Annotated in this window: 15 protein-coding genes; all 15 read right to left on the bottom strand. The window is 31.3% G+C overall.

The genetic code is table 11. From position 1 onward, the window contains the following. Window positions 1-30: 30 nt before the first annotated feature. Window positions 31-279: a helix-hairpin-helix domain-containing protein gene (locus tag WCX87_RS03680; protein WP_345980693.1), complete on the bottom strand. Its 249-nt coding sequence runs from the start codon at window positions 277-279 to the stop codon at window positions 31-33. 78 nt (window positions 280-357) lie between these two features. Beyond that, complete coding sequence (locus WCX87_RS03675; RefSeq protein WP_345980692.1) at window positions 358-2,103, bottom strand: nucleoside-diphosphate sugar epimerase/dehydratase; 1,746 nt, start codon at window positions 2,101-2,103, stop codon at window positions 358-360. 2 nt (window positions 2,104-2,105) lie between these two features. Beyond that, a complete protein-coding gene (pglE, locus tag WCX87_RS03670; RefSeq protein WP_345980691.1) occupies window positions 2,106-3,212 on the bottom strand; it encodes a UDP-N-acetylbacillosamine transaminase in 1,107 nt (368 codons plus the stop codon). Next, on the bottom strand, window positions 3,213-3,809 hold the full coding sequence (locus WCX87_RS03665; protein WP_345980690.1) for an acetyltransferase: 597 nt from the start codon (window positions 3,807-3,809) through the stop codon (window positions 3,213-3,215). Beyond that, the gene (pglC, locus tag WCX87_RS03660; RefSeq protein WP_345980689.1) at window positions 3,806-4,405 is read right to left on the bottom strand and encodes an undecaprenyl phosphate N,N'-diacetylbacillosamine 1-phosphate transferase; all 600 of its coding nucleotides are present in this window, start codon (window positions 4,403-4,405) and stop codon (window positions 3,806-3,808) included. Before pglC ends, WCX87_RS03665 begins: the two co-directional genes overlap by 4 nt. Continuing rightward, entirely contained in the window at window positions 4,383-5,519 is a 1,137-nt protein-coding gene (locus WCX87_RS03655) for a glycosyltransferase family 4 protein (RefSeq protein ID WP_345980688.1), read from the bottom strand. The genes pglC and WCX87_RS03655 overlap by 23 nt, the downstream gene beginning before the upstream one ends. After that, a complete protein-coding gene (locus WCX87_RS03650; protein WP_345980687.1) occupies window positions 5,516-6,331 on the bottom strand; it encodes an SDR family oxidoreductase in 816 nt (271 codons plus the stop codon). Before WCX87_RS03650 ends, WCX87_RS03655 begins: the two co-directional genes overlap by 4 nt. 14 nt (window positions 6,332-6,345) lie before the next feature. Then, window positions 6,346-7,158: a glycosyltransferase family 2 protein gene (locus WCX87_RS03645; RefSeq protein WP_345980686.1), complete on the bottom strand. Its 813-nt coding sequence runs from the start codon at window positions 7,156-7,158 to the stop codon at window positions 6,346-6,348. Further along, window positions 7,158-8,066: an NAD(P)-dependent oxidoreductase gene (locus WCX87_RS03640; RefSeq protein WP_345980685.1), complete on the bottom strand. Its 909-nt coding sequence runs from the start codon at window positions 8,064-8,066 to the stop codon at window positions 7,158-7,160. Before WCX87_RS03640 ends, WCX87_RS03645 begins: the two co-directional genes overlap by 1 nt. Next, window positions 8,056-8,397 carry a dTDP-4-dehydrorhamnose 3,5-epimerase gene (locus tag WCX87_RS03635; RefSeq protein ID WP_345980684.1) on the bottom strand — a complete coding sequence of 114 codons (342 nt, stop codon included), beginning with the start codon at window positions 8,395-8,397 and terminating at the stop codon, window positions 8,056-8,058. Before WCX87_RS03635 ends, WCX87_RS03640 begins: the two co-directional genes overlap by 11 nt. Window positions 8,398-8,450: 53 nt before the next feature. Then, the gene (gene rfbG, locus WCX87_RS03630; protein ID WP_345980683.1) at window positions 8,451-9,551 is read right to left on the bottom strand and encodes a CDP-glucose 4,6-dehydratase; all 1,101 of its coding nucleotides are present in this window, start codon (window positions 9,549-9,551) and stop codon (window positions 8,451-8,453) included. Next, window positions 9,551-10,324 carry a glucose-1-phosphate cytidylyltransferase gene (gene rfbF, locus WCX87_RS03625; RefSeq protein WP_345980682.1) on the bottom strand — a complete coding sequence of 258 codons (774 nt, stop codon included), beginning with the start codon at window positions 10,322-10,324 and terminating at the stop codon, window positions 9,551-9,553. The genes rfbG and rfbF overlap by 1 nt, the downstream gene beginning before the upstream one ends. A gap of 1 nt (window position 10,325) precedes the next feature. Then, window positions 10,326-11,837: a hypothetical protein gene (locus tag WCX87_RS03620; RefSeq protein ID WP_345980681.1), complete on the bottom strand. Its 1,512-nt coding sequence runs from the start codon at window positions 11,835-11,837 to the stop codon at window positions 10,326-10,328. Beyond that, on the bottom strand, window positions 11,834-12,451 hold the full coding sequence (locus WCX87_RS03615; RefSeq protein ID WP_345980680.1) for an HAD family hydrolase: 618 nt from the start codon (window positions 12,449-12,451) through the stop codon (window positions 11,834-11,836). The genes WCX87_RS03620 and WCX87_RS03615 overlap by 4 nt, the downstream gene beginning before the upstream one ends. Further along, on the bottom strand, window positions 12,444-12,995 hold the full coding sequence (locus WCX87_RS03610) for a hypothetical protein (RefSeq protein ID WP_345980679.1): 552 nt from the start codon (window positions 12,993-12,995) through the stop codon (window positions 12,444-12,446). Before WCX87_RS03610 ends, WCX87_RS03615 begins: the two co-directional genes overlap by 8 nt. Window positions 12,996-13,319 lie beyond the last annotated feature (324 nt).

Below are 13,319 nucleotides of genomic sequence, written 5' to 3'. Positions count from 1 at the left end.
ATAGCATTTTATTTTTATACCAAGATATGATTAGATCTTACATTTGCTTGCAGTTAAATCTTTTCTGTTTTTTTCAATAAATTTCTTACTGATTCCTTTTACGAGAACCATATCATCGACATTTTTAAAACAGTGCTCTTTTCTGTATTGTAAAATTGCATCCGCTTTTTTATCGCCGATACCGTTGAGATTCATCAACTGACCTTTATTTGCCGTATTTATGTCAACAGCACCAAATAATAAACTTATTCCAATTACCATCATTGCTAAAATTTTCATTTTAACTCCTTTTAGTTGATTGGAACACTATATAGTAAAAATAAACTTTTTCAAAACTTATTGCAATTTGCCATACTTTTAGTTTTTATTATGATTAAACTCCGGTACGATCTCTTTTAGTTTAGCTAACTTATCATTTGTACTTATCAACTCTGCAATATCGTCATTTAATTTTGATATATCATAATCTGTCTTTCCTGCCACAGTGATCGACTCATATTGTGTTTTTGCATCACTGTCATCGATAAGTAACTCTTCATATAACTTTTCACCTGCTCTTAATCCGCTAAACTCTATTTCTATATCATCATGACCAGATAATGAAATCATTTTTTTTGCCAGATCTATGATTTTTACAGGTTCACCCATATCTAAAATAAATATTTCGCCGCCTTTTGCGATAGCACCTGCTTGAAGTACAAGTTCACAGGCCTCATTGATAAGCATAAAATATCTGGTTATATCAGGATGAGTCACAGTAATTGGTCCACCACTTTCTATTTGTGCTTTAAATTTCGGGATTACACTTCCACTACTTCCAAGAACGTTTCCAAAGCGTACTGCTACGATTTCTGTAGTATTACCATCAAAAGATGCATCCACATTTTGAGCATACATTTCACAAATCCTCTTCGTCGTTCCCATAACGTTAGTAGGCCTTACTGCTTTATCTGTAGATATAAGTACAAATTTTTTCACTTTATGTTTTATAGCACAATCGATAGCGTTCTTAGTCCCTATCACATTATTTATAATAGCCTCTGATATGTTTTCTTCTACTAAAGGTACATGCTTATATGCTGCTGCATGCATGACAATATCAGGCTTATACTGTTCAAATGTCTTGTCCAACAGTTCTTTATTTACCACTGACTGCATTACAAATACCGGATCACATTCACTTAGCTCTTCGGCAATACTGTATAAGTTAAATTCACTATGATCTAAAAGTATCAGTTGTTTTGCGCCAAAACTAGCGCACTGTCTACTTATCTCACTTCCTATACTTCCGCCTGCACCGGTAATAAGAACCGTTTTGTCTTTAATGAAATTTTCTATAACACTCTTATCCAAGTCTTTAGGATGTCTTGCAAGTAGATCTTCTACCGAGATATCTTTTAATTGTTTCGCAAAGTCTTTATCTCTGAGTATCTCATCAAATGCAGGCAAGACCTTGATAGCTTTAAAATAAACACTCAGCTTGTCGTATATCTCTTTAACTCTTTCATGAGAAGCTGAAGGCATAGCAATAACAAGCAGATCTAACTTGTTATCCTGCTCTATCTTTTCTTTTAATTCCTCTTTTGATACTATCCGTATACCGTCTATCGATCTTTTTTGAAGTATCTTGTCATCATCAACAAAGTATTTTACTTTGTACTCGCTATGACTGAATTCTTCTTCAAGTTTTATCCCTGCCTTACCTGCTCCATATATCACAACAGTTTTTGATTTACTGATTTGGCTTTTATTCACTAAATAGTAATATAAATACATCGCAAAATTTATAGAAAACAGATATAAAAAAAGTTCGGAAGCTAAAAAGGCAAATCTGACTTTTCCGTATAATACAGGCAGGTAGATCGAAAATGCTGCAATGTAGACAAGGCTTTTTAGTAAAAATGTCTTTTGCGTCGCTTTACTCCAAGAAAGAGAATAATCTTTAAATATCAATAATGAAGCCAAGACTCGTACACCTAAGACAATCAAAACGACATTAATATTAAACGGCATATGAAATATAAAAAATGTCCATGCAAACGTTATAAAGGTTAATGTAATTATCACTATAAAGTTTAATATTCTTTTATCAACAAAACCCATCTTCAATCCAAATTAGCTAATATAATATCGCAGATCATTTTGACATCATCCCTACCCATTATCGTACTGCTGGCTACACAGAGCCCCTTACTGTAAAGGTCCTCACTCGTTCCGTCGACTACAGCTTTTGCATCTTTAAATAATGGCTGGATATGCATAGGTTTCCATAACGGTCTGCTTTCTACATTCGCCTCTTCAAGTTTTTTCATAATCTTATTAAAATCTGTTTTTTCAAATGTCATAGCTGTAAGCCATCTATTACCGCGGCTGTTTTCGAGTTCAGGCATGAATATTATCTCTTCAATATCATTTAAAAACTCATTATACCATCCAAATATCTCTCGTTTTTTCAAGACTCTGTCTTCTATTACTTCCATCTGTCCGACACCAATAGCTGCAAGTACATTACTCATACGGTAGTTGTATCCATACTCTTTGTGTTCATAGTGGATAAAAGGCTCTTTTGCTTGTGTAGCATAAAATTTTGCCTTATCGATCCATTCTTTATTATCACTGACGAGCATACCACCCCCGGAAGTAGTTATTATCTTATTTCCATTGAAACTATATATACCGAAATCTCCAAAAGTACCTGTATGTTTTCCGTTATAAATAGCACCTAAAGATTCTGCCGCATCTTCTATCAGATATACACCGTGAAGTTTACAGATATCGGCGATCTTCTCTATATCCGCACACTGTCCGTATAGATGAGTTATTACCAGAGCTTTCGGCTTTTTTTGACATTCGCATAAATATTTATTTAATAATTTGGGAGATAGGTTCCAAGACTCTTTATCACTGTCTATAAACACAGGATTTGCACCTTGGTATATTATTGCATTTACGGAACCTATAAAGGTAAAAGTCGAAGCCAGAACATCATCATCTTTACCTATACCCAATACTCTAAGAGCCAAGTGAATAGCAGCTGTCCCGCTTGTTACAGCAAGTGCATTTTTTGCACCTGTATAGCTTTTAATACTATCTTCAAATCTATTGACATATTCTCCAAGCGGTGCAATATAGTTACTCTCAAATACTTTTTCTATATATTTTAATTCATTTCCACTCATATGCGGAGCACTTAAAAAAATTCTTTTATTCATCTACTTTATATCCTCTATTTCCTTGCAATAGTTCCCATATGCTTTTTTAAAATCGCCTATATCTTTCACTACGACGGAACCTGCACCGATAATCGATTGTTTTCCTATAATTATACCTTGTATCACACTAGAACCTATGCCTATGTGGGTTAATTCTCCGATTTTTACACCACCTGCCAAAGCTGCATTAGGTGAAATATGTACAAAATTTTCTACTACACATTCATGTTCTATGATCGATCCCGTATTTAATATCACTCCATCACCGATATCTGCCTTTGCATTTATGACGACATTAGGCATAACGACTGTTCCTATTCCGATACTACTGCTTGAGGATACAATAGCACTAGGATGTACCAGACTGACTATCTCAAAGCCAATTTTTTTGACCTTTTCAAATAGAGAGGCTCTTACTGTATTGCTTCCTATTCCAAGTGCTATAGGTATATGAATATTTTCTTTGATACTTTCAAAAACTGCATATTCGTTATTCCCGTCATCTATAAATATTATCTCATCATATCCACATAGTCTTGCTATGTCTGCAACGACCAGTCCATGTCCGCTTGCACCATAAATATATATACTGTTCACGACTTAGTGCCTCTAAACTTCTCCATAGTAACACTAGAGTCTGAACTAATACCACTTCTTCTCAATACCTTTAAAAAAGTAAGCCAAAGTATCTTCATGTCAAGAGAAAAAGATTTATGATCGACATACCAGACATCATATTCAAATTTTTGCTCCCAGCTTATAGCATTTCGTCCATTCACTTGTGCCCAACCAGTGATACCGGGTAAAACATCGTGTCTTCTTTTCTGAGTTTCATTATACAAGTTCAGGTATTCGATCAAAAGCGGTCTTGGACCTACAAAGCTCATCTCCCCTTTTAAAACATTAAAAAGTTGCGGCAGTTCGTCTAAACTTGTACTTCTTATAAACTTTCCTATGCCTACTAATCTTTTTTCATCCGGTAGAAGTTCACCGTTTTCATCTTTTTCATTTGTCATCGTACGAAACTTATATATCCCGAATATTTTCTCTTTGTATCCCGGTCTTTGTTGTCTGAAAAATATCGGTCTTCCCATTTTCAACAAGATAAGCAAGGATACAATGATGTAGATCGGTGAAAAAAGTATGATCAAAACTAATGCTAAGATTTTATCAAATAATTGTTTCAAGTTCATTCTTCAACTCTTTCCAAAAGTAATTTTGATCGTATCTATGAATAATATCATCTCTAACTTCTAATTTTATCTTTTGATAAAGCTGTTTATCGGTCAGTAGTAATTCAATACCTTCTTGCAGGCTTTTCTTATCTTTTTTCTCTACCAATATTCCGTTCTTTTTGTGTACGATTATTTCATTACATCCATTAATGTTCGTTGCGAGTAATGGGATCCCGAAACTGCCGGCTTCTATGAGAGAGTTAGGAAGCCCTTCTCTATATGAGGGGAGGACAAACAGATCACTTATGGCTAGAAAGTCTCTAATATCTTTTTGAAAACCTACCATAATGATGTTTTTTGAACTATCCATCAAACTCTTATTCTCTTTTTTAATAGGATTAAGATGTTCTTCGTAATCTCCTACAAGCAGTAATTTCAGATTAGTATACTTCTGATTTAATTCAATGAATGATTCAACCAACTCATTGATACCCTTATCCTTTACGATTCTACCGACGAATGTTATGACAAAATCATTTTCATCAATGCCATGGGCATTTCTGATATTTATCTGTTCATCTTTTGTCGTCTTGTTACGAAAAAATTCTGTATCGACACCGTTAATAGAGCCCTGGCCTATTACTTTGACCTCTCTTTTCGTCAAATTTATATTTATATACTCTTTGAGTCCAAAACTATTACAAAATAGATCGGTAGCAAAAAAATACGTCAACTTTTCTATAAACATTAAAAGAGTTTTCTTCTTGCCTACTGCTTCCATGAGCGGCATACCGACAATATTGTGAATTCGCACGGGGACTCTTGCCATAAAAGACGCAATCATGCCGAGCAATCCTGCTTTTGGTGTGAATGTGTATACGACATCCGGTTTTTCGTGAAGTATATAAAAAAATATTTTCATTAAAGCGATCAGATCTTTTAATATAGTTATCTGACGGGTCATATCTATGGCTTTTAGCTCTACGCCTTCAAAAGCTGCTATCTCTTTATTTTCTGCAGCATATGAGGTCACTAACTTCACTTCATAATAATTTGACAAGTACTTTGCCTGGCCTTTGACTAATGTAGCCAAACTCATAGGTACTGTTGTTATCATTATAATCTTTTTCATATATTGAGCTCTTGTCTCAAGTAATCCTCTACTTTTATGAAATTATCTTTATGAAGTACATTGTCTAGTAATCTTATGTCTGCAGTCGATGTTTTCAATTCATCTCTAAAAATATTTTTCGTTCTAACTGTGATTTTATTGTTTGCCAGAAAATCAAGTATATTTTTTATCGAACTTCCATTTCCCGTTCCAATATTTATGATATTCCGACCGGTTATTCCTAGTAAACGTACATATATCTCAACCACATCGTCTATATGTATAAAGTCTCTGATCGCATTACCGTTATTAACAATAGTCAGTTCCTGATCTGTCTTATATGCGTTTATGATCTTGCTTACTATGGAAAAATTATCATCTCCGCCGTACATATTGAATATTCTTGCTAGCGTATAGTCTATGCCTGCATCGTTGCAGTATTTTTCTATAAGTTTTTCATTTGCAACTTTTAAGGATGCATGCAAATTCATAGGCTTTAATTCATCTTTTTCATTGCATAAAATATTGTTTCCATATACTGAACTGCTGCTTGTGTATATGATCTTATTGATATCTACCGTCTTAAAATAATCAAGAACTTTTGCGGTTATTAAAATTGAGTTCGTTATATAACTACTCGCATTTTCAAGGTTGTTCAATTGTATAGCTTGTTGAAAATTATTAAAAATGATATTGACACGTCTATCCTTAAATCTGGATAATATATCAATGTTCTCTAGGAGTTCTCTAGATGAGATTAAAAAACAATTTTTCACCTTGGAGTATAGAGCATTAGATAGATTACTATTCTTTCCAATAATTAACGTTACCATATAATCACCTATTGCTATTTTAATTTTATTTTTATATTTCTAAGTATCGTTTTCAATGTATTTATAATGTAACAAGAGATAAACAATCCTAAGGATATTTTATTATCATTGAGCAGTAATGCGTAAAGATAAAATGCTTTTTTATAACTTTTATCTGTCTTTCTGTTTGACATAGAGTCCATATCGACTCTGTAATTAATAAGATTCTCTTTAAGAAGAAAAAAATTTTTTCCGTTATGCAAATGTTCTATCCAGAAAAACCAATCTTCTAAAGCTATGAGATAACTATCTTCACGAAATTTTATCTTTTTATCTTTTTTCATCAATACAGTATTGATATTAATATAATTTGAACAATATAAGATTGTAAGATCATTCAAAAAAGGATGAAGTATATTATACACTCTCTGATTGTTCAAGAATCCTGTCATATTACTTTTTGTATCGATGGTATAGGCCAGAGTATGTATAATATCATAATCATTGTCAGCCAAAATTTCAACTTCTTTCTCCAGCTTCTCTTTCAACCAGACATCATCAGAATCAAGAAATGCTATATAATCGCCGTTTGCATTATCAATCCCGATATTTCTCGGGTACGCGGGGCCGCCCTTATTCACATCAAGAGTTATGATCTGTATACGATTATCTTTAGCTTTATAGTTTTCCATAATAGAAATACTATTATCGGTACAGGCATGATTGATTAATAAAAGCTCAAAGTTTTTATAAGATTGTGCAATTACAGATTCTATTGTTTCTTTTAAATACTTTTCCGCATTATAAATAGGAATGACTATTGAGATCAAAGGATCATTTTGTTTCATTATATTATTTCTTTATCAATATATTTTTTTATTCCCGTACGAATATCTATTTTTGCAGACCAGAGCAAATCTTCTAAATTCTTTACAATATTGGCACTAGCATGGATCGTATCTCTCTTGCGGCTTTTATTTCCACCCCAAGAGATATTTGCTTTTTGATTCATCTCTTTTTCTAAAAGAAAAACTAAATCTTTAATAGATATACCTTTTCCCGTACCAACAAAATAATCCTGCTTTGTAATATTTAGATTTGTATAATTATCTATTAAATTTATATAAAAACTTATTACATCCTCTATATGTATGAAATCCAGTATTTGATCTCCGCTACTCATCTTAACCTGTTCATTCGAATCGAGTGATGCCATAGCATAATCAATAACTTTTTTATTTTTGTTCTTTTTACCGTACACACTATAGAGTATTGCATTTATCATTTTAAAATTATTTTTTTTACTAAAGTATTCTATTATATACTTCGCAGATGTCTTCGTTGCAGAATAGAAATAAGTTGGACTTATAGTTTCATTATTATAATAATATTCTGAAAAAGATCCTGTATTTACAAATAATTTAAGATCACTACCTTCTAATGCATTTAGCAATAATGCTGTAAAAGTTATATTGGACTCGATAAGTTTATGAATTTCATCTATGGAATCTAGACTTGTAGAATATGCCGCTAAATGAATAACGACTTCAGGGTTAAAATTTAGAATCTCGGATTTTAAATTTTTACTATTACTATCTATACAAATTACTCTTTCTTTTAAATATTCATTTACCGTATCAACATCTCTAACCAAAACTGCGATATTACAGTTCTGTCTCTGAATTAACGAGTGTACCAAATCAAAACCGATATATCCTGTACCTCCCGTAATTAGAACATTTTTTTTACCATTCATATTTGATATCTTTTAAATCAATATTTTTTGCTTCATCCGGGTCATGCTCGATGTTTGCCAAGTTCAAAAGCATATTATATTCTCCTATCCCTCTAAAAGCCATCCATAAATCAGGCTTTACAGTAAGTTTTTGATAGTTCTTTTTTGATAATTTTATACTGAAGAACTCTTTTGTTCTCTCATTATATACAACAAATTCTATTTCTCCAATTGGTACTACTAAATTTAGAGTCATCTTAGTATGTTTTTTCCATCCTTTGATATCACCTTTATTTATCGTAGAAAAATAAGCTTCACCAAATCCTTCAAATCCAATATCGCTTTTTTTCATAGCATGATATACATCACCTTTAGGATGACATATCTGCTTCAAAGGTCGCAATATCACTCCGTCCATTTTAACCCTTTTGCTTTTGCCATATTCTCATATTCTTGGATCTGTTCAATAGTCTTATCAAATAGATTAGTCTTTTTTTTATAAAAATCGTAATACCATTCGCTGGTAAATCTTATAGTGTCTTTATAATCCAAATTTGCTTGCCATTTTAAATAGAACAAAGCCTTGTCACAATTTAATTTTAACAACCCTGCTTCATGAAATAGAATATCATCGGTGATTTTATAAGCTCTGGATATATCACGAAAGTGCCAATATTTACTCAAATCTATCAACAATTCTTCTACCGTATGATTTTGTTCTGCCCTTGGACCAAAATTAAAAGCCTCACCATGTAAGCTTTCATCTATATATAACTGCGCACCCAGATTCAAATAGCCACTTAAAGGTTCTAGTACATGCTGCCAAGGTCTTGTAGCCCTTGGACTTCTAATCTCAACGGTTCTCTCTTCGCTCCAGGCTTTCACACAGTCTACAACGATCCTGTCTTTGGCCCAGTCCCCGCCACCGATAACATTGCCCGCTCTTCCTATCGCCAATCTGACATTACAGCCATCGTGTTTGAAAAAGGAGTGATAATATGATTTTATTATAAGCTCTGCAGCACCTTTGCTACCACTATATATATCTTTGCCTCCCATTTTATCATCTTCTTTATAGCCCCAAACCTGCTCGACGTTATCATAAGCTTTATCGCTAGTAATTATGACTGCTTTACAAATATGATTCGATATTTTTAGAGCTTCCAGAATATTTGTCGTACCCATTACATTTGATGATATCGTTTCTATCGGATCACTATATGATGTGGATACGATAGGTTGTGCAGCCAGATGGAATAAAAAATCCGGTTTCTCGTCAGAAACAATTTCTATCATTTTTTGAAGATCTCGAATATCCTCTAAATAATGTTTGATTCTAGTATCCAATTTCAACTCTTTAAACATTGAAGGAGTAGTCGGGACATCTTTTGAAACACCTACAACATTCGCCCCCAACTTTAAAAGCCAAATTGTCAGCCAACTGCCTTTAAAGCCTGTATGCCCCGTAACTAGGACTTTTTTATTTTTGTAAACGTTTTCGAACATCACCATACCTTCCATGGGGCTGTATTCTCATCCCAAAGCTTATTAAGATCATTCTTATCTTTTAAGCTATCCATTGGTTTCCAAAATCCATGATGTTTATATGTAAATAATTCACCGTCATTTGCAAGATTTTGCAATGGTTCTTGTTCAAAAACAATATTATCACCATCAGATATGTAATCAAATACTTTAGATTCGCATACAAAAAAACCACCGTTTATCCAGCCTCCGTCACCTTTAGGCTTCTCTTTAAAATGTGTTACTTGAAGATCATCCGTGATATTAAGTGCTCCGAATCTACCTTCTGGCTGTACAGATGTCATTGTTACGGCTTTTCCGTGAGATTTATGAAACTGTACTAATTTTTCAATATTTACATCACTCACACCATCACCATATGTGAGCAGAAACGGCTCGTTTCCTACATATTTTTGAACTTTTTTTATACGGCTACCTGTCAAACTATTTAGACCTGTATCTATCAATGTCACTTTCCATGGTTCACTTGAATTATTCAATATTTCCATATTGTTGTTTTTCAAATCTATACTCACATCACTTTGATGTAAGAAATAATTGGCAAAGTATTCTTTTATGTAGTAGCCTTTATATCCAAGCAGTACTACAAAGTCATTAAATCCGTAATGAGAATATATCTTCATTATATGCCATAAGATTGGTTTCCCTCCAACTTCTACCATAGGTTTTGGCCGAATGTCTGTTTCTTCACTCAGTCTTGTCCCGAATCCGCCAGCTAATAATAGTACTTTCATGCTATTTCTTTTCCTTATCTAATTTAAACAATTTAACAATTTTTTCTTCTGTTGGTTCAATGAAAAAGTTCTCTTTATACCACAAAGATATACTCTTTATTTTTTCTATATTATTTTTTCTATAATTTAAAAGTTTATTATACAAAGTAGGTACATCATCTTTACTGAAAGCAATATCCCAAATCTCACCTTTTCCATGTTCAACCAACGGATTAACGGTAAGATTGTCCTGACTTGCTATAATTATGACAGAGATACCACAAGCGACTGCTTCAACAGCAGTACCGGATGCGGTACCTATCACAAGTTTTGTATTTTTAAAAAGTTCATAAATATTTTCATTGGAAATAGCTATATTTGTAGATAATTTTCCAAATATACTAATATCAACTGCAGGATGATTTTTAAATATTACATTCTTAAAATCTTTCACACTCTCAAGCATATATTGTGTATCTTTTTCCATATATGAACCTAAAAGTAAAATATTTTTTTCTTCTATAACACCTTGAAAATGAAAAATATTTTTATATCGTAAAGAAACACCTCTAGCATATTTAACTTTATCTCTATCTAATACATAATACTGTCCATTCACAAGCACTTCATGCGGCGATGCCAACATATCATAATCTAAATCATCGATATAGGTATTAAAATATGATTCATAATTAAGATAGAATTGACAAGCAATTAACTTAATATCATTATTGTTCTTTCTAACTCCGTAATTAAAACTTCTTTCAATGACTTGAAACTCACTCCAAGAATAAATTTTCTCTATCGATTGTATTCTTGATAAGTTTTTGCCCAGTATATACCGATTCAAACTATCTAAATTGAAATATCTTATATCTTCTATAATTGATTCATTAAAAATTTTATCTTGTTCTATTCGCTCTTTTTGTATAAGTCTAAGTGTCTTAAATGGATACAATACGCATAAAATAAACAGATCTAAAAAATCATTAAATTTTAAAAATTCATATTCAAAAATGATGTCTCTTTTATCTTCCCTAATAATTTTTAGAAATTTTATTAATTTAAATGGATTTCTACCCAATCCATATAAACGAAGCAAAATAGTATATTGTTGATTATATTTTTCAAATACATCATATATTCCTGTTAAATAATGCTCACTAAAGACACCGTCTTTATTTGTTTTATCTACTAATCCAAAAATATCTATAATAGTTTTCAATTCATTTTTTCTTTGTTTTTTATAATAAATTTTATAGAGAATAAAAGCTATAAAAAAAGAAAGGTATAGATAAATGTTTTTAATATAAAACAAACCAATATTTTTACAAAAAGAGAATATTAGATTGTTGTTTTTTAACTCTTTTTTGAAAAATCTTAGTGGGAAAACTGTTGTATATGGATTTTTTATCAAAGTGGCATTCACTATAGTATAGATATCCCAAGGACTGCTTTTTTTAATCACGTTTATATAGTTTTGAAACTTTTGTTTATGTTGTAAATATGATTCATTTAATTCTCGTGAATTCATATTTTAAAATCCTTAAAACTGTCTATATATGGTCCATTTTTTTTTAATTCCGGATTGTTATATCCATAAAAGTTAATATTATTTTTTATTGCTGCATTATAATCAGTCATAGCATCACCGATTAAGATCGTCTCATCTCTTTTATAATGATATTTTTCTACAATATTCATAACTAAAATTTCTTTACTAGTTGGACTTCCATTTATAGTTTTAAAATATTGAGATAAACCAAAATATTGACAAAGCTCATTTAATTCTTTATGTTCTGCTCCGGAAACTATATGAAAGTCAAAGTTTTTATAATTCATTTTTATAAACTCAACGCTTTCTTCAAAGAGGTTCTCTTTTTGGTAAAGTTTTTTTTCTATAATCTTTGCAAACTCTATGGCTAAGGCAGTAATTTTTTCTTCACTTATTTCTCTATTAAGAATTGTATTATAAAAGTATTTTATCTTCTCAAATCTAGATACTCCTCCATTTTGATAATGATATTTTTCCAATAAACTTACTTTATCTTTATCATATTCTTTAAAAAGTTCTACAAATCCATCACCTTTGATCTTCATACTATCAAGAATTACACCATCAAAATCCCATAAAATATTTTTAATCATTATTTATCTCGATTTTATGATTATATACTAAGGATACAAGTGCACCTATCATAAAAAAATATACTGGATTTAATATTGCTTGATAACCAGGAATGGAAACAACAATCATCCCCAAAAAAACTGCAATTATATATTTAAAGAGTCCCTTATACTTTAGTTTATTGATTTTATAAACTTTCCATGCTTCGTTTAATATTTTTATATAAAAGACTGCATAAATAGAAATTGAGATTAATCCTACTTGTAAAAATGTATTAAAGACCCATGCTAAATCCGTAATTCCCCTAATATTAACATTCAGTTTATGCACCAACGGCCCATAACCAAATAAAAAATTTAAATTACTATCTATTACATAGTCAAAAAATAATTTATAATAATATACTCGATCTAAATGTTCTGAAGGCATTGACTCAACTAAAGACTTCGTTTGATCTATATATGTGCCTAAATTAGTAAAAAGATAAAAATAATATAACACTATATTTTTATCTATTAGCCACAAGATAGATAAGAATCCTACAAATATTATTGATGCTTTCATACTATGTTTATATCTTATTATTATTAATATAATAAACTGCATTAATATAATAATCAGGCCTGCTCTTGATTGTGTCATAGCCATACTTACTATAAGAAATATTGAGGTTATAGAAAAAAGTACAATATTAGTTTTATTTACTTTCCATAGATAATATGGTAATAAAAACACCATCAACATACCGAGAAATTGGACCGATGTATTCGGATTCACAAATTGACCTACGAAGGAATTACCCATATCAATTTCATTAAATATTCTCTTATATGTATGGGAGTATTCTAATATACTATGGTGATATGCTATTCTATAATTATCAAAATA

Source organism: Sulfurimonas sp. HSL3-2, from assembly GCF_039645965.1.
Taxonomy (GTDB): Bacteria; Campylobacterota; Campylobacteria; order Campylobacterales; family Sulfurimonadaceae; genus Hydrocurvibacter; species Hydrocurvibacter mobilis.
The sequence above is the reverse complement of the archived record's forward strand: the minus strand, read 5'-3'. Positions and strand labels throughout refer to the sequence as shown.

What these genes read in the sequence shown, in the direction of transcription:
- pglE (WP_345980691.1), bottom strand. Translation starts at nt 3,212, where the DNA reads ATGAATAAAAGAATTTTTTTAAGTGCTCCGCATATGAGTGGAAATGAA.
- WCX87_RS03635 (WP_345980684.1), bottom strand. Translation starts at nt 8,397, where the DNA reads ATGAAAAAAAGCGATATTGGATTTGAAGGATTTGGTGAAGCTTATTTT.
- WCX87_RS03680 (WP_345980693.1), bottom strand. Translation starts at nt 279, where the DNA reads ATGAAAATTTTAGCAATGATGGTAATTGGAATAAGTTTATTATTTGGT.
- WCX87_RS03620 (WP_345980681.1), bottom strand. Translation starts at nt 11,837, where the DNA reads ATGAATTCACGAGAATTAAATGAATCATATTTACAACATAAACAAAAG.
- WCX87_RS03640 (WP_345980685.1), bottom strand. Translation starts at nt 8,066, where the DNA reads ATGAATGGTAAAAAAAATGTTCTAATTACGGGAGGTACAGGATATATC.
- WCX87_RS03675 (WP_345980692.1), bottom strand. Translation starts at nt 2,103, where the DNA reads ATGGGTTTTGTTGATAAAAGAATATTAAACTTTATAGTGATAATTACA.
- WCX87_RS03650 (WP_345980687.1), bottom strand. Translation starts at nt 6,331, where the DNA reads ATGGTAACGTTAATTATTGGAAAGAATAGTAATCTATCTAATGCTCTA.
- WCX87_RS03610 (WP_345980679.1), bottom strand. Translation starts at nt 12,995, where the DNA reads ATGAAAGCATCAATAATATTTGTAGGATTCTTATCTATCTTGTGGCTA.
- WCX87_RS03645 (WP_345980686.1), bottom strand. Translation starts at nt 7,158, where the DNA reads ATGAAACAAAATGATCCTTTGATCTCAATAGTCATTCCTATTTATAAT.
- WCX87_RS03655 (WP_345980688.1), bottom strand. Translation starts at nt 5,519, where the DNA reads ATGAAAAAGATTATAATGATAACAACAGTACCTATGAGTTTGGCTACA.
- pglC (WP_345980689.1), bottom strand. Translation starts at nt 4,405, where the DNA reads ATGAACTTGAAACAATTATTTGATAAAATCTTAGCATTAGTTTTGATC.
- rfbF (WP_345980682.1), bottom strand. Translation starts at nt 10,324, where the DNA reads ATGAAAGTACTATTATTAGCTGGCGGATTCGGGACAAGACTGAGTGAA.
- WCX87_RS03615 (WP_345980680.1), bottom strand. Translation starts at nt 12,451, where the DNA reads ATGATTAAAAATATTTTATGGGATTTTGATGGTGTAATTCTTGATAGT.
- rfbG (WP_345980683.1), bottom strand. Translation starts at nt 9,551, where the DNA reads ATGTTCGAAAACGTTTACAAAAATAAAAAAGTCCTAGTTACGGGGCAT.